The sequence below is a fragment of the Puniceicoccus vermicola genome (assembly GCF_014230055.1).
GTDB lineage: Bacteria > Verrucomicrobiota > Verrucomicrobiia > Opitutales > Puniceicoccaceae > Puniceicoccus > Puniceicoccus vermicola.
On the sequence record NZ_JACHVA010000018.1, the window covers coordinates 17,935 to 41,805 of the forward strand.

General features: G+C 55.6%; 9 protein-coding genes. All 9 read left to right on the top strand.

What is annotated here, in order from left to right; translation table 11 throughout:
* Positions 1-42: 42 nt before the first annotated feature.
* The 9 genes from H5P30_RS01325 to H5P30_RS01365 all read left to right on the top strand — a co-directional run bounded on the left by H5P30_RS01325 (position 43) and on the right by H5P30_RS01365 (position 23,562).
* Entirely contained in the window at positions 43-2,874 is a 2,832-nt protein-coding gene (locus H5P30_RS01325; protein WP_185691165.1) for an FAD-dependent oxidoreductase, read from the top strand.
* A gap of 878 nt (positions 2,875-3,752) precedes the next feature.
* On the top strand, positions 3,753-6,974 hold the full coding sequence (locus tag H5P30_RS01330) for a fibronectin type III domain-containing protein (protein WP_185691166.1): 3,222 nt from the start codon (positions 3,753-3,755) through the stop codon (positions 6,972-6,974).
* A gap of 18 nt (positions 6,975-6,992) precedes the next feature.
* Positions 6,993-10,370: a sugar-binding protein gene (locus tag H5P30_RS01335; protein WP_185691167.1), complete on the top strand. Its 3,378-nt coding sequence runs from the start codon at positions 6,993-6,995 to the stop codon at positions 10,368-10,370.
* Positions 10,371-10,666: 296 nt separating this feature from the next.
* Positions 10,667-14,485 carry a hypothetical protein gene (locus H5P30_RS01340; protein ID WP_185691168.1) on the top strand — a complete coding sequence of 1,273 codons (3,819 nt, stop codon included), beginning with the start codon at positions 10,667-10,669 and terminating at the stop codon, positions 14,483-14,485.
* Positions 14,486-14,487: 2 nt separating this feature from the next.
* The gene (locus tag H5P30_RS01345) at positions 14,488-15,171 is read left to right on the top strand and encodes a hypothetical protein (RefSeq protein WP_185691169.1); all 684 of its coding nucleotides are present in this window, start codon (positions 14,488-14,490) and stop codon (positions 15,169-15,171) included.
* Positions 15,172-15,245: 74 nt separating this feature from the next.
* Positions 15,246-17,537: a glycoside hydrolase family protein gene (locus H5P30_RS01350; RefSeq protein ID WP_185691170.1), complete on the top strand. Its 2,292-nt coding sequence runs from the start codon at positions 15,246-15,248 to the stop codon at positions 17,535-17,537.
* Between the two features lie 119 nt (positions 17,538-17,656).
* Complete coding sequence (locus H5P30_RS01355) at positions 17,657-19,981, top strand: GH36-type glycosyl hydrolase domain-containing protein (RefSeq protein ID WP_185691171.1); 2,325 nt, start codon at positions 17,657-17,659, stop codon at positions 19,979-19,981.
* Positions 19,982-20,138: 157 nt separating this feature from the next.
* Positions 20,139-22,325, top strand: a complete 2,187-nt coding sequence (locus H5P30_RS01360) for a glycoside hydrolase family 3 N-terminal domain-containing protein (RefSeq protein ID WP_185691172.1) — start codon at positions 20,139-20,141, stop codon at positions 22,323-22,325.
* Positions 22,326-22,467: 142 nt separating this feature from the next.
* On the top strand, positions 22,468-23,562 hold the full coding sequence (locus H5P30_RS01365; protein ID WP_185691013.1) for an IS110 family RNA-guided transposase: 1,095 nt from the start codon (positions 22,468-22,470) through the stop codon (positions 23,560-23,562).
* Positions 23,563-23,871 lie beyond the last annotated feature (309 nt).

Genomic DNA, 23,871 nt, shown 5'->3' on the forward strand with positions numbered 1-23,871 from the left:
CCTGCTGATACTCCCCCCGTTCGATCCCTATCCGTCATCCCCGTGTTTCCCCGCCTGCTCATACTCGCAATCGGTCTCGTACTCCCGCTCGCAGCCTACCCATCGGCGTCGACCCCTAATCCAGGCCTCAAGTACTATTACCCCGCACCGGACGCACCACAGGTCGATGTGGAGGCCGACATCATCGTGTATGGCGGAACTTCGGGTGGTGTGGTTGCGGCCGTGCAAGCGGTCCGGCAGGGAAATTCAGTCGCGCTGGTTGTCTTTGGCCGACACGTCGGTGGGATGACTTCCGGAGGTCTTACCCACACCGATGGCGTAAACGCCGAGGTGCAAGGGGGCATTACCCGCGAGTTTTTTGATGTCGTTGGAGACAGCGGGTTTCTCCCGTCGGAAGCCGAGGCGACGTTTGAATCGATGCTCAGTGATCCGGTTCCCGCCGCCGAATGGGATGAGCCGATTCCCACGTATTTTGAGCAGAGACTCGATCACGTCGAAAAGGTGGGAACCCGAATCGTGGCCATCCACATGGAAAACGGCAGCATCTTTCGGGGAAGGATGTTCCTTGATTGTACCTACGAAGGCGATCTCATGGCGATGGCCGGAGTCCCCTATACCTATGGCCGGGAATCCCAAGCGCAATATGGCGAATCTCTCGCCGGCCGCCGGGCTTCCGTACCATTGGGTGAAATCGACGCCTACAATATCCCCGGCGATCCGGAGAGCGGCTTGATCGACAACCTTATCGAAGGCGAAACCGAGGGCGAGGTCGGCCAGGCCGACGAGCACGTCCAAGCCTACAACTTCCGGATGTTCACGACCTGGACAAACAAGCAACCGATCTTCAAACCCGATGGATACGACGCCGCCAACTTTGAGATCCTTTATCGGTTTCACAAAAACGGAGGGGATGCATCCGTTCGCCGTATTGCCAATGACGTCAACAACCATCACCTCTTCGACCGCGGAGTCGCCACCGACCACATCGGAGGAAATCGCTGGCCCGACGGAGAAGGCGGTTTCATCCCGTGGTGGGAAGCCGACTACGCCACCCGCGAGCTCATTTACCAGAGCCATGTCAATTGGCAGTTGGGGATGCTCTGGTATGTAAAGACCGATCCGGCCTACGCCGCCCTTACCTCCGATCCTTCCGTTTCCCCCAGCCAGCAAGACGCCATCCAGGAAGCCATCGATCGCGTCAACGCCTTTGGATTTCCCATCGGGGAACACCCGGAAACCCAGGGCTGGCCCCACGAACTCTATGTCCGGGAGGCCCGACGTATGGTCTCCGACCACGTAACGACGCAGGACCACTACGACGGCAACACTCCCGTTCCGGACCCTGTCGGTCTGGCCAACTACCGAGCGGACGCCCATCACAGCCGTCGCTTTGTCGGTGCCGACGGTACGGTCCGAGTCGAGGGAGACACGGGTGGCCACGACCACATCCCGTGGGGCATCCCCTACCGCGCCCTCGTTCCCCCGGCCGACAATACGACCAATCTCCTCGTTCCGTGGAGCATCTCCGCCAGTCATGTCGCTTTTTGCTCAATGCGAATGGAACCGTGCTTCATGGTCCTTTCGCAATCCGCTTCAACGGCTGCGGGCCTGGCCATCGATCAGAAGATTTCCGTTCAGGAGGTAGATTATGCGGAATTGCGAATGCGACTCATCGCCGACCGTCAAATTCTGGGCGCAGATACAGTCGTCCACGAAACGGAAGTGATCGTCGACAACGCGGATACGGATCATCTCCGTCTCATTGGAAACTGGCTGACCAGTTCCAGCGCCCCGGGAGCCTACAACACCCGCTACCTTCATGATAACAACACCAGGTCCGGCAAGAGCGCAACCTTCTCGCCCCTCTTGACCGATAGCGGCCTCTACGAGGTCTATCTTCAGTGGGCGGCCTTCGACAATCGCGCCAGCAACGCCTTGGTCACCGTAAATCACGCGCACGGAACGGACGACATGCGCATCAATCAACAGGTGGATGGAGGTCAATGGAACTGGCTCGGCACTTGGAACTTCGACGCGGGAACGTCCGACGCCCTGACTCTCAGCAATGAAGGCGCAGACGGATACGTCATCGCTGATGCCGTACGCTTCGTCTATTCCGAAGACACACACCCAACCACGGTCCAAATATTCTCCTCCCATCCCTATGCGGATGAACTCAGGGGCACACCCGCACGTCTGCAAATCCTCCGGGAAAGCGAATCCTACGCCTCCCCTCTCACCGTGGAGATCCAAGCGAACGGAACCGCCGTTTCCGGAACCCACTATGATCCCCTTCCGGCAAGCGTCACCATTCCCACAGGGGAACGGGCCATCGATCTCTGGATTTTCCCGATCCGCGACGACCTTCCCCAAGGTTCGCGGACAGGGGCGGTCCACTTGGTCGCCACGCCGGAATACACATTGGGGAATGCCTCTACCGCAGATTTCACCGTATTGGACAAACCGGAAGACGATTGGCGCTATCGCCATTTCGCCTCGACCGACGAAGCACAAGCTGCCACCAGCGCCCCCGAGGCCGACCCCGACCACGACGGGAGATCCAACCTCTTCGAGCGTTACTTTGACACGGAACCCCGGTCGGGACACCGCCATGAGCAGAACGAACCCCGCCTTACCCTGCAGTGGATCGAAGGGGTTCGTTGGGCTGGCCTGACTTGGAATCGCAGTGGCGACGCCAAAGACCTTCAGGCCGTGGTGGAGTACAGCACAAGTCTTGGCAACGGAGACTGGACACCGCTCGATACGCCAATCGAAACTCTCGACTGGGACCCAAATTCTGGCGACCGGATCCTGCGGCAACGCATGAGCGCTGCGAACAAGCAATTCCTATTCTTCCGTCTACGCGTGGAATAATCCCAGTCCCAGGAGGGCCGTGCTCCCGTCGCTGCCGGGCCGTCTGATTCAAACCGCCGCCCGAATCCCGGAACCCAGCACAGATTGTCAAACAACCCGAAAGGAGGGAGCAGGATGCTCCCACTACCTTTGTCCCCTCCTTCGAATCAAAGTAGTGGGAGCTTCCAACTCCCGCACCCTGCCCCTCGGCAATCATCCGTCGAGCAGCCGCCTGATTCGAACCGCCGCCCGAATCCCAGAACCGAGCACAGATTGCCGACCAACCCGAAAGGAGGGAGCAGGATGCTCCCACTACCTTTGTCCCCACCTTAGAATCAAAGTAGTGGGAGCTTCCAGCTCCCGCACCCTGCCCCTCGGCAATTATCCGTCGAGCAGCCGCCTGATTCGAACCGCCGCCCGAATCCCGGCAACCCAGCACAGACTGCCAACCAACCCGAAAGGAGGGAGCAGGATGCTCCCACTACCTTTGTCCCAACCGTCGAATCAAAGTAGTGGGAGCTTCCAGCTCCCGCACCCTGCCCCTCGGCAATCATTCGACGAATCCGTATCCCGGACCGAACGTCACGCTCGTCCACATCCGCGAAAATCCAAAGACTGCAAAAGTGAAAGATAAATCGTTATACTTTTCAAAAAAGACGAATCTCTTTCCGCCCCCGAAGGAAACTTCCTTCTCAGATTTCCATCAATTCGGATCCAAAATACCCATTCCGGATCAATGCACCGTGTGCATTAATCGCTCTCAAATTGAAATCGACCCCCACCGGTCTCTTCTCACAATGGAGAACTATATCGTTATATCCCCGCTCAATTCGTTCCTCTGACGACCTTTCCAGGAACCCCGAGAATAGCCTTCAGAGGGCGAGGTTTTCGAAATCTCCATGCTGACACCCCGCTTCAAAATATTCCTTTCCGCACTGGCGGCTTTTCTGGTCCTGACGGCCGGTCCGCTGAGAGCGAGCAACATCGCGAAAGTCTCCGCGGTGGATGGCGGCATGCCATACCTCCTCCACCTCCCCGAAATCTACGAAGACGAACCCGCCCGAGAATTCCCCACGATCATCTACCTTCACGGTTTCGGGGAGCGCTGTGCCGACTCCTCTTACGGCACGACCAGCGAGCTTTATCGACTGAGGAATGCTCGGAACACCCCGACTCACCACGTTGAAAATGGAAACCCGCTGAAGTTCACCGTCAACGACCAGGATGAGTACTTCATCCTGATTTCCCCCCAGGTCCGCAGATCCCGCGGCGACTGGAAAGCGGAAGACGTGATCGCCCTCCTCGACGAAGTCGCCGCCGAGTATCGGATCGACCCGGATCGCGTTTACCTAACCGGATTCAGCTTTGGCGGCCAGGGCACCTGGAATGTCTTAACCGGAGATGCCAATACCCCTAACCGCTTCGCTGCGGCCGCGGTCGTAGCTGGCCGCTCGGTAGTGACCAATCAACACGGCAAAATCGCCGAGGACAACGTAGCTGTCTGGTCGATGAGCGGCTTGGATGACGGCACTGAGCACACCCCCGAAAAAGTTCTCACCGCCAACAACGCTCTGCGGATCCACCTACCGGAAGCCGAACATCGGGTGACGATGTATCCCGGCTATGCCCATCAATCTTACAAACAATATAACCTCGGACACTATTACCACAATCCCAACTTGTACGAATGGTTCCTGAGCAAAACCCGACAGGTCCCCGGCAAACCTGAACGGGTGAACCTCAGCGACCGAACCGAGACCATTGCCACAGCCGGTGACGAAGAATCGGGTCAACCTTCCGAGCGCGTAAAGAGATACTCCAACTCCTACTGGGCTTCAAGCACCTCCAATTATGACGACAAATGGGTGCAACTCGATCTCGGTGATGTCTTCTCCGTAGACCAGGTCTTTCTTCGTTTCTCTTGGTCGACCAGCGCCGCGATCGAACCTGTCGCGCCCAAGGGGCGAATCACCTCGATCGAAGCCTCCCCCACCGCCGGCCGCATACGCGTTTACGCCCCCTTCCACAACCGGCGGGCGAAAAACGGACAGATCCCGGCTCACCAAATTTACCTGAAAGATACCCACGGAAACGACGGCGGTCCTTACACCATCCTCAATGATCGGGACTACAATAAGGAAACCGGATGGTTTGAGGTCGAAGGCGACTTTTCCGGCGACAGCACGGGCACTTGGTACACGCTCAACGAAACCGTCGCCGCTTATCAGTTACAAGGCAGCCTCGACGGCAGCGAATGGTTCTCCCTTGCCGAAGAGGACGAAAACTACGAATTCAGCCGCCAGCACAAATTCGACCCCACCCTCCTCCGCTTCGTCCGCCTCAAGATCACCGACCCGAATCGCACCGACTTGCCGGAATACGAGCATCGCGCAAAAGTCTATGAAATGGCGGTTCTGGAAAGCTATGCCCCTCCCGAAGTTCCGGTGGCCCCCACAGAGGTAAACATCTCCGATGTGACATCAGGCAGCCTCACCCTATCTTGGAGCGGGGCGACCGGGATGATTGACGAATATTTTCTCTACTGGAGTACGGAATACGAGCAACCTCCAGCCCCGCAGGCCCGCATTAGCGGCACTCAGAACAACTTCAAGGTCGAGAATCTCGCGCCAGAGACCGAATACTTCTTCTGGATCACTGCCTCGAACGCCGGGGGGCAGTCGGACGCCATCACCGCCTCGCAGACGACGGATATTCTCGTTCCCCCACTCGCTCCTACTCTCTTCACCGCCAACGGACCTACGGCAACCAGCCTCTCCCTGAGCTGGCAAGACAACGCTGACAACGAGAGCGCTTACCACCTTTACTCGAGCACCTCCGATCAGAAACCCTCCAGCCCCAATTTCATTTTGGATCCGGATACCCGTGGGATTCTCGTCGAAAATCTCACCCCGAACACGAGATACTATTTCTGGCTGGCAGCTTCCAACGCTGCGGGACAGTCCCCAAGCGCTTCGGTAACCGAAACGACGAGCGACTTTGAAGGCAGCCTGGCAAACAACCTTCTTTCCCGCTGGAAATTCGATTCGGGCAACGAAACGACAGCCTTCGACTCAACGGGCTTCAACGACGCCGCTTTCGGGGGAGATGCAAGTCCTACCGATGAATCGGTCGCCGGTCGCGCGATCCATTTCGACGGCAACGACGACTGGACTGCAGCGCCCCACAAAGACGCCTACAGCAGCGATGCTCTCAGTGTATCCCTGTGGGTCCGCCCCTCGATCGCCGATTCCCAACCGCGCGGATTGATCTCGAAACGCCAAGGTTTGAGCGCAAACCAGCGCTGCTTCAGCATTTTCTCCCACACCAATTCGAACCTGAACCTCGACATCGGGAGCCAGCGTTTCACCACCGACTACTCCCTGAACGAAGTAGACGTCTGGAAACACCTCGTCATGACATTTGATGGTTCGGCATCGACCGACAATCTCAAACTCTACAGCGACGGTATTGAGGTCGCATCCACCACCATCAGCATCAACACGATTCCGGTCCTCGACTGTCCGGTCACGATCGGCATTCTGAACACGGGCTACGGCACCGGGTTTGCCGGAGAGATCGATGAAGTCCGCCTTTACGACCGCGTGCTCGCTCCGAGTGAAATCCAGGCGCTCTATGAGACCGAGCCGTTGACCGGGAATTCCCCGGTCCCGAACTACAGTGAATGGGTGGACCAACATCTCGGAGATCTACCCGACACGGATCGAGATCCCTCGGCGGATCCGGATCATGATGGGATCCCCAACCTTCTCGAATTCGCCCAGGGCAGCCCACCGAACCAATCCGGCTCCGGCAATCTTCCCGACTGCGCGATGGCGACCGAAAACAATGAGCATTATTTCGAGTTCAGCTATCGACGCAGGCAAGGAGGTACGGGCAATGCCGAGAGCGGTTACACGGTCGGCGATTTACGCTACACCGTGGAAATGAGTCCCGACCTTTCCCCCGACAGTTGGGTCACCGGATCGGACTATCTCGAAACCATTCCTCCCGCCATCGACCATGGCGACCATTTTGAAACCGTAACCGTGCGCGCGAAGCAAAGCGTTGAGACCACCTCAACGATCTTCTTCCGGCTACAGGTCGAAGAACTGAATCAATAAGAACTCCGAGCGATTGAAATGAAGAGCAAAAATTCACCACTCCAGCAACTCTCAAGCTCCTTCCTGGCCTGCGTATTCATGCTAGGAGGACTGGCGACAAGCTTAGCCGCACAGAGCAGCAGCAAGGCCATCACCCAATTCTCGCCGCAAGACTGGAAGACCAGCGCCGACAACCGGGCTCCCGCCGACTACAATCCTCTCGAAGACTACGGCATGGAAGTCGAAATCGATTACTCGGGCAAAGGGTTCGAATACCACCGTATCGAAGCGAAGAACCCGATCGCGATTCCGGGAAAATTGAAGTCCGTGGATGTTCTCGTCAACATGAGCAACCCGGGGGCAGGATCCAAACTTACCCTCGTGGACGCATATGGAGAATGGCACAATATCGACTTCCCGAAGTTTACCTCCGAAAGCTGGGAGACCGTCACCATTCCCGTGCCGGAAGACATCCCTCAGCCGGTGCAACTCCAGGGCTTCATGTTCCACAACTGGGGAACCCGGATGCAAAAGACGGACGTCCGGGTCGGACTCCGGGGCTTGGCGGTGGAAACCGACCTCTCGCGCGTCAATCCGGTTACCGGGGTCTACTTGGATTGGAAGCCGGACCCCTCGGGAAAAGGCAGCAACACCGAAGCTCCCGAAACACCCCTCTTTGCCGCAAACTTCAGTTCTACGGCTCCGGGACATTTCTTTGCCGGAACCGATGCCGAGCTGATTCTCAACATCCGCAACTGGCGGCCGCAACCCGCACAGGTCAAAGCCACGGTCACCGTGACCGACCCGAAAGGAACGACTATCTTTTCCGAAACGATCCAGCAAACCGTGGACTCCTTCGAGCAATTCAAATGGACGCCACCGGTCGAGCAGTATGGCCCTCACCGCGCGGAAGTGTTGATCGAGAACAAGGGATTCGAGCCCGCCGAGGCCTATCTGATTTTTGCGGAAGGCCCGAAGCCGCATGACCTGACGGATGCGGACAAGATGGCCTCCCCTTACGGCATGAATGTCCATGGAGCACAAGGCCTCTTCATCACCCCTTTCCGCAATGCCGGCATCGTTTGGTATCGCGACTACGCCTTCGACTTTCAATGGCTCAAAAAGGCGAAGAAGAACAATCGCAACTTTAGCGGTTGGCCCGGCTATCCGGGGATCGTCCAGATTTATGAAGACGAAGGGGCAAAGGTCTTGCCGGTCCTGGCTCACTCGATTCCGAAACCGGAAATCGTCGACGGCGAGGTCGAGGGAAACATCCCGGCCGACCGGGAATGGGTGGCCCACCTGGCCGAGGTCTTCAACGGCTTCCCTCAATACAAATACTGGGAGCTGGATAATGAATACGCACTCGATCCCGAAGTTCGCGAAGCGGAAGCCAAGCTCGATTGGGCACACTATGAGAGCTACCATGAAGTATTCGGCCAAGCCGTTCATTTCCTCGGATTCGGAGAATTGAAAGCCGTCGAAAACGGTCGCTCGGGCATTCGCCCGGATCTGGTCGAAAAGGCGATCCGAAACGGATCTTTCGCGGACATTGATGTGGTCAACGTCCATCACTATCCGGGGGTGGACGCTCCGGAAATCAATGTGAAGAATTTCAACACCGGCGGCCTCGGCCGCGAGTCCGGTCTCTTCTTCGACAAACTGCACGATCTCGTAAAGGTCGCCGATTCCGATGGAAAAGACCGCGAGGTGTTCATCACCGAATTTGGCTGGGACACCGCAGCCGGGCAAGTCGTCACCGAAGAGCAACAAGCCGCCTACGCCCCCCGGGCCTACATGATGTTTGCCGCAGCCGGAATCGATAAATCTTTCTGGTTCTGGCATTTCGACTCTCCGACTCCGATGAAGTTCTTCGACGCCTGCGGTCTGATGACTGCGCGCCGTGAGCCCAAGCCCTCCCTCTGCACGATGGCCGGGCTGACGCACCTGCTTCCCAATCTCGACTACGTCGGAAGTTTCAACGTCGGACCCGGGACGCAGGGTTACGTCTTCCGGGAAGACGGAGAATACATTGCCGCCGTCTGGAGAATCGCCAAAGGTGAAAAACCGATTGAGGTCGACTTTGGATCCGGCCCGCAAGTCTACGATGCCTTTGCCAATCCGCTTGATGGAACGAAGGCGGTCCTCGACATCGCTCCAGTCTATGCCGTCGGCTTGCAACCGGATTCGAATCTCATGCGCCGGGCCACCTATTCGCTGGAGTCCCCTCTCTTTATGGCCACCGTCGCCAACGAGAATTCGGACATCATCGTGCGGATCCACAATACGAGCGACCGGGCCAAGAAGGTTACCCTCACGCCCGTCCTCCCCGATGGATGGACTCCTCAGCAGGACACCTTCACCTATAACGCATCCCCGGGAAGTGATGGCACGGTCACGATCCCCTTCCACGCTGCCGCCGATGCGAAAGCCGGGATTGAACCCCTCCGTGTCGATGTGGCGGAAAACGGCCAAGCCCTCACCTCTCTCTACCTGCGGGCAAACGTTCTCGAGCCTTATTTGATGACGGTCGGCGGCATGCCGAACCAGCAGGGGGAGGTCGAGGTCATGGCAAATGTCGTCAACCAAACCAACTCGGTGAAAAGTCCGACGATATCGATGGCGCTCCCCAGTGGATGGCACGCAATCACTCCGAACAGCACGATTGAGAACTTGCAACCTCTGGAAGATCGCGAGGTCGCACTGAAGTTCGAGTGGAAGACCGATACGGAGTGGGACCGCGTTCCTGAAGTCACCCTCAAAGATAAAGACTTCGAGATCACGCGATCCATCATTCCTCCCTTCATGGCAATCCACAAGATCGAGGACTCCGGATGGTTCCACGGCGATTCCGCAAAATGGCCGGAAGCGAACAAGTTGTCCGAGTGGATTGTCGGATCCAGCTACGGGGATCCGCTCACCGACATCTGGATGGGCTGGAGCGAGCGAGGCCTTTGGGTCGCAGTCGACGTTGAAGGATCGAAAGTCCAAGTGACGGGACCCCGCTCCTTCTGGCAGGCCGACTCCCTCGAGCTATTCATCGACTCGCAGAACGACAAATCGGCGAAAACCTTCGGACCGGGCGACCATCAGTTCTGGGCGGTCGCACAACCCGATGAAAATCGAGTCTACCTCGGCCAGTGGAAACGCAACGATGAGATCAACGAGATTCGCTACGACATTCCGCTCACCGAATCCGCAGCCAGCGTCACAGAGAACGGCTACACGATGGAATTCGTGATCCCGTGGGAGGAGATCCGCGGATTCGAGATCCAATCCGGCGCCTTCATGGGCCTCAACTTCAACCTGAACGTAAAAGGCACCGAAGGTCCGCGCGAAGTCTACTGGCCGCGACTGAAAAATAAGAAAACCATCGGGATCCCGGCCTCTTGGGGAACGATTGAACTCGCCGAGTAGAAGTTGAACCCGGAACTTCCCGGATCACCGTGTCCCTCCCAAAAAGCAGAGGGACGCGGCAAGATCCGCACCGCACTCCAATTTCCCCCTTTTCACCGCAAAAGTTATAGCACAACGAGAAACCGCCAAGCCCTCTTTTTAGAGTGATTTAACAAAGAAATCGACGGCATTTCGTTGACGAATCACCGACCATTACTTAAACGTTATAGTATTCCCTCGATGCGATCCCTTAATCCCATTCTCTTGGCATCTCGCACATCCTCGGTTTACTGGAATTCAAACCTACGGTTACGCTTATGATTACCCCCAATCAATCGACGACAGGGCGCAGATCACGCACCCCGAATCATGGATTTGCCCTGATCATCGCCCTCTCCCTCATGGCGTTGATTTTTCTCCTTCTCCTGAGTCTCGCCGTCCCCACTCGAATCGGCATGGAGAACCTTTCCCAAGCCCAAACTCGCAATGAGGCCCGTCAAAATGCTCTCTGCGGCCTGACCATTGCGCTCGGCAACCTCCAAAAACAACTGGGCGTGGACCAGCGCACCAGTGGGTCGCCCCTTTTTCTCGACGATAGCCTTGCGGCGACCGCAGCGCCCTACCACTGGACCGGGATCTGGGATACCAAAGAATTGAACGCAGACGGAAGCAACAACCCGACCTACGGAGAAAATCTCGGCTGGCTGGTTTCTGGCTATGATGCTCCCAATTTTGCGGACGCAATCCCTACGGTCGCCAATCTACTCAATCCCGATGGAACTCCGATCGATCCGAACTCCACGGCAGTTCTCGTCGGTCAGGGCTCGGCTAACTCGATCAATGACTTTGTCGCAGCCCCCAAAGTAACGATTGGAAATACCGGCGAATACGCTTACTGGGTGGGTGACGAAGGGCGTAAGGCGATGACCACCCTATCCGGTCGAGCCGAAAGGGGAGAAAATCCCTATCCGGGAAATTCCCCCAACGTCAGAACGCGTAGCTTGTTATCCGCTCCCGCCCACAACGGAGTCAACGTACTAACCGGCCTCGAAACTCTCCAACCGGGAAACGACCCAGCACTCGCCAACGATGTTTGGAAATCCCGAAGCTCTGACGAAATGATCCTTGCCGGGATCCGCTTGAATAACGACGATCTGTGGGAGGAACCTTTTCAAGATTTCTATCACGATATTTCCTTCAATTCCCACACTCTCCAAACCAACACCCGAGACGGCGGCCTGAAGAAAGATCTTAGCCTTCTCTTCGAGCTCAGCGATGCTGATTTTGCCCGGACTCCTTACTCCGGGAATTCTACCGATCCAGCTTTCTCGGACTGGATTTCGACTCCTCCCACCGATGGAGCCTCCTATATCGATCCGGTAACGAACGACCAAGTAAGCTATCTCTTCAAAGAGGAAGCCTTGCGCTACGGAGCCAACTCAGGCGCATACGTGCGAGGCCCCACATGGGATTACCTTCGTAATTTCTATCGGCTCTACAAAGATATCGAAGACAACGATACAAGTCCCTCCATTCCCATGCGCCCCTTTCGCCCAAGTGCCCTAGACTTTTCGACAGAAGGTGGAGACCGAGGATACATGTGGACGATGGAAGCCGACGGAGGAGGCGATTTTGAAACCACCGGTGAAGCAGATACTTTTGTCAGCACGGTTGTTCAACCCAAAGGATACAACCATCAAGACCCGGTCACACGCCTGACCCGCCCCAGCGTCATCCCTCTCGTCAACCGGATTATCTACGTTTTCTCCCTCTATGAGGATCAGAGCGTCGATAAGTATCGCTATGTTCCAGAAGGCCAATTCAATAAAGACGGAGACGCAGCGAAAGAAGGAGGTGAGTTCGAGAAAACAGGAGGAACGACCGATGCGATTTCGTTAGTTCTGGAACCAGTCGTCATCCTCTGGAACCCTTACAACGTAGCCGTTGAATTCAACGGAGGAATCAGAATCGAAAACCAATCCAACTTTGGTTTCTTGTTTTCTCTGGCTCCTCCCGATATCGCCGCCAACGGTAAACGACTCCCCTTCGAGAAAGAGAATCTCGACCGAGTGCAGATGGCTGGACAGCTCTCCGCGTTCGCCAACATCGGAGGAGGCAATCTCACTAATCTTCAGTTTATTTTAGGACGCGATGAAACGATCCGCATGGAACCAGGGGAAGTGCTCTACTTTTCGGATCCAAATTCTTCCCCGACTCCCTGGGCTAGCCTACCTAGATCTCCAAAAGAAACCTATACTCTCCCGACAATACTTCTCGAAAGAGGATTTAATAAGGCCGGAGGAGTCATCCTCGGAAGAAGAACGGAAACAACAAACAATTGGAAAACTGAAGGTCTGATTCATCAAATCCCAGCGGACTCCACAGATCCCTTTCAGCTCGATTTCTACCCTTGGGGCGGATTCTCTTTGGCAAATGGGGGGACAAACCGAAGAGACGCGAAAGAAACAAAAATAGAAACGACCATTTCTTATATTCCAGAATCTGGACTTCCAACCTACGGGCATATCACCAATACCGACACCCCGATTCAAAGAAATTACCTCAAACTTCGCGGACCCAAAGAAAGCGGAAACATCGCTCCGATCCGCAATTGGCTGTACGGTCAATCTGGAACTGCCGGTCCATTTCCGCTCCTCATTTACCCTGAAGAAATCGGTTCGAATCCAAATCGAAAATTACCTTTTCTTTCTTACGGCGTTTATCAAAACCCAATTCTACCTGACTTAAACGTAGTCGACTCCCCCACCGAGTTCATCGGTTCCATGTCCCCGTTTGCCGTCCACGTTGATAGCCAATTCTCGCACGGAATCAAAACTCCACCATACACGGCTCAGATGGCCCCGATGTCGAACTATTCCAGCTTCGACAACCTCGGCGACCAAGGATTCTTCGGCAACGGTTACTCGGCGGGATCTGAGAATCACGTAACAGTCTCCGAAATTCCTACTTATCCTTTGCAATCTCTCGCATCTCTACAGCATGCGAACGTCAGCCCCACTGCTTACATGCCAGGCCAGGCAATCGGGAATTCCTGGGCAAGCGGTTCGTTCGGTCTCGACGAAACCATGACCAGCGCCCTGCCACAGCCACGATACACGATTTACGACATTTCCTATTTCTCCAACCAGGCTCTCTTCGACGACTATTTCTTTTCGTCATTAACCCCTGAGATGGATCTTGAAGGCGACACGACACAAATCCTCGACCTTACGACGACCTTGGAAAATCTCGTCGATGACGCCAATAGCAACAACCATACCTTGAGACTGAACAACGAGCGATTTTCATACATCGACGATTCTCCCGGAATCGCTACCTCTTTGGTCGGTGATCTAGACGCGGTCGATGGTTTCTCCAAGACCGCCAAATATTTTGGCCTCGAAGGGGGCTTCAACGTAAACAGTCTATCCGTCGATGCTTGGGATGCGTTCCTGGCCTCTACGCAAGGAATAGACTACACTTACAATGATCCTGGGAGAGGCTATAGCACCGAGAACAATACCGAAACGATATTTCCTCGCACCACCCTGCCCAACGGAACGGATAGGGATTCCTGGCGGGGCCCCCGAGCCCTGTCGAATGCGGAACGGCGCTCCCTCGCCTCCGCTATTGTCAATGAGATTCGCGAGAGGGGTCCGTTCTTAAGTGTTTCGGATTTCGTCAACAGAGAGATATCGACGAATGACAACGCGAAAAAAGGCGCGATCCAAGATGCAATCGATTGCACCAGCCTGAATAATACGATTGATTCTGAAAAAGCCTATACCGATGTGGAAAGCTATTTTCAAACCGGTAACATAACCGCAGAGACGAAGGTTGGAATTCCCGAGTACCTGACTCAAGCCGACGTGCTGACTCCGATCGCTCCTTACCTCAGCGCACGCTCCGACACCTTCGTCGTTCGCTCTTACGGCAATTCAACGAACCCGATCACGGGTATTGTCGACTCGGAGGCAGTCATTGAGGCGGTCGTTCAAAGAATTCCCGACTATGTTAACCAGAACAACGATGCGGCCGAGACCCAGATCCCGAACCTCTCGAATCCAACGAACATCAATTTCGGGCGGCAATTTGTGGTCGTTTCTGCGCGTTGGCTCGAAAAAGACGAAATTTAACCATGATGCGAATTATAACCTTATCGATCTTCATCTTCGTATTTGCACACGGCCTTCACAGCCAGACGAGTTCAAGTGAAATCAACTTCAAATTTCGGGCGCTCGCCTTGAACTACCCTCTCAACCGGGGAGTTTACCTCCAACCGGAAGACGGAGAACTGTACCGAATTTTCTCCAACGCCTCCACCGATTGGATTGAATACCGGGGTCCGAATCCGATTCAATTTTACACCGCGAACCCCAAAGCTCCCGGTGGCCGCACAGTCATCGGTTCTTTTGACGCGACAAAAGCACCACCAGACCCCCTATTGCTCTTTTCAAAATCCGATGCAAATTCGACTTCTTACCGGATCGACGCCATCGACAATAGCGTAGATTCAGCAGGCCCCGGCAGTTATCGAATCTTCAATTTTACCGAAAAAACAATTGCCGGGAAAATTGACGATCAGAAGTTCCTTCTGAAACCTAGAGCCTCAGCCTTTGCACAAGTCAAAGAACAGAAGGACTTCGAAGTCACGGTCCAACTAATCGAAAGCGTCGACTCAAAACCCAAACGCCTCTACGCCTCCAGCTGGACTTTCTCGGAAAACTTCCGCTATCTCGTCTTCATTCTCCCCAGCGACGACCGCACCCGGGGCAATATTCAAATCCGTCTCATCTCTGACCTGATCCGCAGCGACGGATAGTCACGAGAAGCCAATGATTGGCATTGAACCCATCCTCCAAATCTCTCATCCCTTCTTGCTATAACGTTATTCTCATGAAATTGATCCAAAAAACACTCTGCCTGATGGGGCTTCTGCTCATCAGCCACACCGCCCTGCAGGCGGAACTCCAGCTCTCGATTTCACCAGATCGTTCGTCAGATCCCAACCAACCCATCTCCCGCGATCTGACGATCGTCAACGACAGCAGTCAGCCGGCTAAATTGAACATCCAATTCAGCATCCAGCCGGACCCACAATTCAGCGTCCCGAGCCAAGTGGAATCCTCTTCGAGTCCGATCACCCTGCCCTCTACCGGTCCGGTGCTCGACCAGACGAACCTCACCGTCGAAGTCGGCGCAAACGAGACGAAAACCGTCAACCTGCAATCCGAAAAGACTCTGGATGTTGGTTTCTACCTATTAGGGGCCTCCATTCATGAGAAGGGGCAGGACCAATACTATCTGGTCACCGTCCATCAATTGGTTCTCCACGAGGCGTTACCGGAGATCAACGCGGACTCCCGCTTCGGGATGAACGTATCCAATTTAGACTACATCGACATGAACCGTCGTCTAGGTGTCGGTTGGATCCGCTTTGAAAATCTCAAATGGGCCTTCATTAACCTGGGAAAAGATCAGTTCGCCTTTGATGGCAGTGTGGGTCCCTGGCACGTCAAGATGGACGAAACCCTCTCCAGCTACAAAGAGGCAGGCTTTCAAACCGTCGGCTACTTTTTCCAAACGCCTTGGTGGGCATCAAGTGCCCCGAGTGACGTGAAACGCTCCCGCAAACTCGCCTATCCACCGGCCGATTATGCGAATTACGCAGACGCGGTCTTCCAAACGATCGCCCGCTATGGATCCGTCGAGCATCCCGAGTCGGAACTCAAATCGAAAAACAAGAAATCCGGCTTAGGCACCCTCAACATGTTGGAGCTTTGGAACGAGGTAAACCTCAACAACCCGAAATGGGGATTCTGGGTTGGCACGCAGCCGGAATACTTCGAAATGTTCCGTCCGGCAGCGGAAGCGGCCAAGAAAGCGGATCCTGACACCATGATTTCCCACTCCAGCTACGCTGGACTCGGATTGGACCTTGTGGATCAACTACGCACCTATACCTACGAGGATGGCAGCCACCCTCTCGATTATACCGACATCATCAACGTTCACTTCTACACGGGCAAACAACTGCCTGAGCTCGCCGCCCAGGATCCCAATGCTCAGCGCACCGGTAAAAGCATGAAAGGCACCCCTCGGATCGAATCCGACCTTGCGGCGCTGAACATCTGGCGCAATCAGTTCAAGCCTGGGACGGAAATCTGGTTGACCGAAACAGGCTACGACGTAGGCGGCCCGATTGGCGGAACCTTACGAATGCAGGCGGCCAAACTGCCGCGAGCCCTGATGATGTCGATGGCCAATGGTGTGGACAAAATCTTCTGGTATCGTGAGAAAGGTTCCGACCCAAGCATGCATGGCGGCGCTGGATTGCTCGCGAACGACGAGCTCCCGCAACCCTCTTGGTTGACTTTTGCAACTCTGATCCGAGAGCTCCACGGAGCCGACCGGAACGACTGCCTGCAGCTTCCCTATCCGGATGAGAACATCCGCCTCTACCTGTGGAAGACAGACCAAGGCCCCGTTCTCACTGCATGGGCGATCCAGAATGGAGGCACGGTTGACCTGCCCTTGGGTAAAGTCACGCAGACCGATGCCTTCGGCTACAAGTCGGAGGTGACTCTCGATTCGCCTTGGGAGGTCAACGACTTCCCGATCTACCTGAGTGGCATTGAGCTTTCCGGCAGATTGCTCGAGCTCAAAGACCAAGCCGTTCAGTTGAAAACCGCCGAGATGCGAATGATCGAAGCGTCCAAAGACATGAACTACGCACTCCTCGATTTCGGTTCCCAAGATTCACCGGGCCTCTTGCGGGGGCATGGGATCATTCGTCCCTTTGAGACCTACACCTCGGAAGACACCTACGAAGCCGGGGCTCAAAACGGGTTTAGCAAACCAGCCCGTCAGGATGGAACGGTCGGACATCTCGCGCGCTACCCTCTTTTCTCCGACTACACTCGCTTCGATGCGAACACCGAGTTCACTGTAGACCTGGATCCCGGCACCTACGAAGTCGAGGGCCGCGCCAAGCAAGTCAGCAAGGGCGAGCTTCTCCTCCAAATCACCGACGCCAGCGGTAAGACCGAAGGTTACCAGATCGGCAAACCAGAAGGGATCTTACCCAACATCGGAGGCGTTTTCACCGTCAAACAGGGTCCCGTACGCATTCACTGTAATGGCTACATGGACCTAAGCTGGCTCTCCCTGGTCGAAGTCCAGGAATAGAGAGTCTTCTTCTCGAACAACCATCCTATCCGAAGAGCGATCGACTGAGCCTGCCCTACTGGAAGGCTCGGAACGCTCATCCAATTAATTCAACGTCACAGACAATAAGACCATTTCCTATGCTTCAAGTCGCTGAAGAATCTCGTTCCGAAACCGCCCGGAACCCACGCATTCCGGTCAAGCCATGGGGATACTTCAATGTATCCGCCAACGAGTTCGTTTTGGATACCCCTCACACGCCTCGTCCCTGGAAAAACATCCTCTGGAACGAAACATACAATGCTCAGCCGACTCAGCTATCGGGAGGAATTAGCTACAAACGGTACGAGGATGGAACGATTCTTCTCTTGAACTGGTCCGGGCACAAATACTTCTACCTGAAGAATCTGGAAACGGGAGAGACCTTCAGCCCGAGTATCGCGCCGCTGTCGAATAAGGGATTCGAGGCTTACGAGCACACGACGGGACTCTCCTACAGCACCACCAAGATTACCCAGTGCGGCCTCGAAGTCAGCGTGGTGCATTCTGTCGACTCCACCCTGCCCCGCGAGTATTTCGAACTGAGTCTCAAGAACCTGCGCGACACCGCACAGCCATGGCGCTTGGTTTTCTTCTGTGATATCAACTTGCGGTGCGTCGACAATAAGTTCGGGTCGGCAGACCGCTTTGAAGGAGAAGTCCTCTCGGACCACCGCCGCATCATCACCCGCAACCTGTCGGATCCTCGCAATGACCATGCCGCCTTCCTCGAAGCCAGCGTTCCCTTCGACGGCTACGCCTTCGAGACGGAAGACTTCACCGGACTGACTGGCTCGCTCGCTCGCCCCGACGCCGTTTTGGAAGAATGGCCCACTCATTTGAATCCGGTCCAGGCACCAATTCTCGCCGCTCATATCGATTGCACCATTCCGGCCGGAGAGTCCGAAAAGAGCTTCTTCACCCTCGGCCTTCCGGACGCTCAGGGTTATGATCTTTCCACCATGGAACTCACGACTCGTGAACAAATCCAACAATCGAAGGATCAACAAGAGTCACGCTTCACCAGCACCTACGAGTCGCTGAACCTTCAAACTCCGAATACAGAATTCGACCTTTTCGTCAACACCTGGTTCAAACACCAGCTCCACTACTGCGCTTTCTGGAACCGTGGCTGGGAAAAGGGATTCCGTGACAGCAATCAGGATGCGTGGGCCTTTGCCCTGCTCAAGCCAGAGCGATCGAGACAAATGATTCTCGATTGCCTCCCCTACCAGTACGCCGACGGTCGAACGGTTCGCAAGTGGGGACCGGTCGATCGGGATGCCTACAACGACGGAGGCACCTGGTTGATCTTTGCCAGCCACGCCTATCTGGCCGAAACCGGAGACTTCGATCTCCTCCAAATGGAGTCGCCGTTCTTTGAATCCGAGGACCGCGGAACTTGCTACGAACACTTGAGACGCTGCGTCGACTACCTCTGGAACAACCGAGGCGACAAAGGACTCTGCTTAATGCCTTACGGAGACTGGAACGATCGCCTGACCGGACCCGGCAAGGAAGGAAAGGGACAGAGCGTTTGGACTACAATGGCCCTCGCCGAGTCACTCCGCAAAATGGTCGAGATTGCCGAGCAATGTGGGTACCAAGAGGATGCTCTCGAATACAAGACCAAGAGAGAAGAGATCACCGAGACCCTTCGTCGCGAGGCGTGGAACGGCGAGTGGTATTCCCGCGCCTTCAACGATTTTGGGAAGCCCGTGGGCGCTCCGGAAAACAGCGAAGGCTCCATCTACCTCCTGCCGCAAGCTTGGAGCATCATCGCCGGCATCGCCACACCGGATCAGTTCCCGAGCCTGATTGAAGCGGTCGAATCCAAACTGCAGACCACCCATGGATTCCGGCTTCTCACCCCGCCCTACCGCCAGTTCGACCCGAGCATTGGCCACCTCAGTGCGACTCAACCTGGCTATCTTGAGAACGGCGGCAACTACTGCCATGGCACCATGTTCATGACCTATGCATTGAGCCTTGCAGACCAGCGTGAGAAATCCTTGGAGGCACTTATGAGCACGCTGCCGATCAATCCGGACAATCCCCCGTCGATCTCCCGTCAGGAGCCCTACTCGATTACCAATTCCTACGCCGCCCCTGAGTCAGGCAAAATGTCAGGCCGCTCCTATTTTTCTTGGAGAACCGGTGCTGCCGGCTGGGCGCTTCGTTGCGCAGTCGAGGGAATTATGGGTGTCACCGCGACCATGAAGGGCCTAGAGATCGCTGACGCTCTTCCAGTCGCGGATTGGGACAGTGCTTCCGTTGTCCGCCACTATCGGGGACGGAAGGTCCGGATTCAATGGAAGCGGACCGGCACCGCATCCCGGACTCTCAACGGAGTCGAATGCGAAAGCGGTCCCCTGACGACGAAAGATCTTTGGGAAGCGGAGAACCAATTGGAGATCACTTTCTGATCTCATTTTCGGAAGTGATTTCGACTCCCTCCTACCCGAGATCCCCCACTAGCGCCTAGTCGTATCGCGATCTGATAAAAAAACAGACCGAAAGGACCCTCGGTCCTTAAGGCGACTTTGAATTGTCCCGCTTCAAACCATCTTCCATCCCTATTTCATGCATCCATACGAAGATCCAAATCTTTCCACACAAGCCCGTTTAGACGATCTACTCCCTCGCATGACGTTGGAAGAAAAGATCGGCCAGCTCTGCATGATGGCCGGTAATGTGGATGAGGAATGGCTTGTTGAAAAACACGTAGGCACCATGATTAACGTCTACGAGGAAAACTCTTTGCGGTTGCAAAAGAAGCTGGGTGATGGACACCGTCTGCGCATCCCGGTTCTTTTCAGCTTGGACTGCCCGCACGGTCACGGTCTCCTCAGTTCCAAAGGGGCCACGGTCTTCCCCGGGCCCCTCGCGCTATCCTGCTCTTGGAGCGAAGACCATCTCGAAACTGTGGGACGTGTCACCGCCACCGAGATGACCTATACCGGGATCCACTGGTCCTTCGCCCCGGTAGTCGACGTCGTCCGCGATCTCCGCTGGGGCCGAGTCGAAGAAACCTTCGGAGAAGACGGTTTCCTCGTCGGCGAAATGGCCGCGGCCATGATTCGCGGATTCCAAGGGAAAAACCTATCCGATCCGGAAAGCGTCATGAGTTGCCTGAAGCATTTCATCGGCTACTCCCAGACCATCGGCGGACGCGATTCGACGGAAACTCAACTTTCGCAACGGCAACTTCGGCGCGATTTCCTTCCTCCCTACGAACGGGCTTTTGCAGAGGGATGCCCCACGGTCATGGCTGGCTATCAGGCCATCGACGGAACTCCCTGCTCTCTCAATCATTGGTTATTGCGTCATCTCCTTCGCGATGAACTTGGGTTTGAAGGCTTCGTCGTCTCCGACTTCAACAACATCGAGAAAGCGGTCAAACTCCAGAAGGTCTGCGAGGACATGGAGACTGCCTGCGTGGAATCCTTCAAGGCCGGAAACGACATGCCGATGCACACCCGCGAGTTTCCCGAGGCCGTACTCAAAGCCGTGCGAAATGGAACGCTCTCGGAGGAGGCTATTGATATTTCGTGCGCACGAATTCTCAAAATGAAATTCGCGCTGGGCCTCTTTGACGAGAAGCGTTATCCGGACCTCGCAAAACGCGCCACCCATTTCGGGAGTGAAGAGCACATGGAGAAGGCTCTTCAGGTCGCTCGTGACTCCACGGTCCTCCTCAAAAACGAAAATCAAACGCTACCCCTTTCTCCCAAGACCCGGCGGGTCGCCGTCGTCGGTCCAAACGCCAACGATATTTTCGCTCAATTGGGTTGCTGGACCTACAGCTGGATGAAGGATTCGAAGCCCGAATTGCGATTGGAAAATCCCATCCCGGCCGAGGTCACCATCCTCGAGGCGATCCGCGAGCGCGGCGGAGATGCAGTTACGGTCGATCACGTCCAAGGCTGCAACATCGAGGATGATGAGCTCAATGAGATCGAAGCCGCCGTCAAAGCTGCTGAGGACGCAGAGGTCGTCATCGCTGTGGTTGGAGACAACCGCTTCTTCGCCGGCGAACAGGCCGATCGCGCCACCCTCGATCTTCCCGGTCGTCAACAAGAACTCCTCAAAGCCCTCAAAGCTACGGGCAAACCGCTCGTCCTCGTTCTCGTCTGCGCCAAACCACCGTCTCTTCACTGGGCGAGTCAGCACGCAGACGCGATCCTCTGCGCCTGGACTCCCGGCACTAGAGGTGGAGTCGCTATTGCCGAACAGCTTTTCGGGGACCATAGCCCCAGCGGCAAACTCAGCCTCACCTTCGCCGAGTCAGCAAGCCAGCTCCCCGTAAATTACAACCAAACGCGCGGCTGGCATGGCCCCGATCACTACATCGACCTGCCTCCGGAGACAAAAGATCCGCTCTATCCATTCGGATTCGGCCTCAGCTACACCCAATTCTCTTACACCCATCCAGAAGTCGTGAACCCGACTCTGGACACCGATGAAACACTAAAGGTTCGTGTCGACATCACAAATACCGGCAACGTCGCCTGTCGTGAGATCGTCCAACTGTACATCGAAGACAAAGTCGCTTCGGTCGTGCGCCCACCCTACGAGCTGAAGGCCTACCGCCAAGTCTTCCTACAACCCGGCGAAAAAGCGACCGTCGAACTGGAAGTGCCCTACAAATCGCTGGCAATCCTCAACTCGGAAATGCAGTGGGTGGTCGAGCCAGGCGAGTTCATCGCCCATGTCGGAAGCAGCTCCAGAAGCAGCGACCTGACTCCCCTCCCGGTTGAGGTTCGGTAAGAGGATCAATCCCCCTCCGTAGATGCTATGAGCGGATCCGAGGGATCTGCTTTTCTTGGGGCCTCTTCTTTCGGATACTAAACAGGCCCGGGTTAAGAGGACCCGGACCTGAAAAAATGAACCTGAAAGAAAGATTCAAAAAATGAAGTTATACATGGCGCTGGAACTGAGCAATACTAAATGGAAGCTGGCCTTCTCGACGGGAGAGAAGATACGGCTGATCACGATCGAGGCTCGTGATCAGTTGGCCTTTCAATCGGCCCTGAAGGCGACTCGGGACAAGTGGCAGCTAGGCGAAGACATTGAGGTTTTCAGTGTCTACGAAGCGGGCCGGGACGGTTTCTGGATCCACCGCTGGCTGGAGGGGTTGGGGATCAACAACGTCATCGTTGATCCCGCCAGCATTGAGGTGAACCGCCGCAAACGCCGAGCCAAGACTGACCGCCTGGACGCCAAGGCCTTGCTGCGTCAGCTGATTCGCTACCACGGCGGTGAGCATACGCTCTGGTCTGTCGTGCGCGTGCCGAGCGTGGAGCAGGAAGACCTGCGTCGGCGCGAGCGAGAGATCAAGCGACTGAAGAAGGAGATCGGTGCGGGCACAGCCCGGATCAAAAGCCTGCTTGTTTTGCATGGACTTCGCCTCGATTCACTTAGCAAGCTCGATACACGGCTCGATTCGCTGCTCGGTTGGGACAACCGCCCCCTCCCGGAACATATACGCAGCGAGATCGCCCGCGAATACGAACGCGTGGAGTTTGCCCGCACCCAACTCAAGGCTCTGGAACGTGCGCGGACTGCCCGAATCGCAAAGCCCCAAACAAAGGCCGAGCGACAGGCCCACAAGCTCACCCGGCTCAAGGCCGTTGGCGTCATCAGCGCCATGACCTTAAGCGAGGAGTTCTTCAGCTGGCGAGAGTTCCGCAACGTCCGGCAAGTCGGCGCCTGCGCCGGTCTGGATGGCTCCCCCTACGACAGCGGCGACAGCAAGAACGAACAAGGCATCAGTAAAGCCGGCAATGCCAAGGTCCGGGCCCTGATGATCGAGCTGGCCTGGTCGTGGCTGAGGAACCAACCCCAGTCGGATCTGGCCAAATGGTTCGACAACAACTTCGCCAGGGGAAAACGCAGCCGAAGAATCGGCATCGTCGCTCTGGCGCGCAAGCTACTGGTGGCTCTGTGGAAGTACTTGGAAAAAGACGAACTCCCCGCTGGGGCTCTCCTCAAAGAGACTGCCTGAGAACTTTTACCAATCAAACTATCTGAGCTTTATCTGACTTTGGTGGATTGATGGCCCGTTTCGATGCTGGAGATGGTAAATCCCACTCGTTCTTGTAGATTGGCGTCATCATGAAACCGCATATTCAAGCCTGCGATCAGGCGTATTTGGCATCAGGTGACCGGCTAGACCGGCACGGATAGAAGTTGGTCCCGAGGGCTACATAGCCCCGGATACTCAAATGCGGAAACCACTAAGATCAATCGCTCAAAATAAACATAACATTATCGCGATTATGACTTGACCCATAAATCACCATAGAAGCATCGA